Genomic DNA, 269 nt, shown 5'->3' with positions numbered 1-269 from the left:
CTACGAGCGCGGCGCCCGTAACGTCACCATCGCCGTGCTGCTCGACAAGAAGGTCAAGCGCAAGGAAGATCTGGAGGCCGATTATGTCGGCTTTGAATGTCCTGACTATTTCGTTGTCGGTTATGGCATGGATGTCGCCTACGCCTTCCGTGAGCTGCCTTTCGTCGGCGTCGTGACCGGCGACGCCTGACCCATTCTGCCGTGCCGGTTTGATACATGCCGGAGACGCCTCATTAACCATTCACCCAGCGAAACCCTGGGTGTTTACC

1 pseudogene is annotated in these 269 nt (G+C 58.0%); it reads left to right on the top strand.

Annotated elements, in window-relative coordinates:
* Positions 1 to 190: pseudogene (locus tag SB816_RS31970) on the top strand (hypoxanthine phosphoribosyltransferase); the annotation flags it as partial.
* Positions 191 to 269: the final 79 nt, after the last annotated feature.

Source organism: Achromobacter sp. SIMBA_011 (genome assembly GCF_046535435.1).
Lineage (GTDB): Bacteria > Pseudomonadota > Gammaproteobacteria > Burkholderiales > Burkholderiaceae_B > Achromobacter > Achromobacter dolens.
The sequence above is the reverse complement of the archived record's forward strand: the minus strand, read 5'-3'. Positions and strand labels throughout refer to the sequence as shown.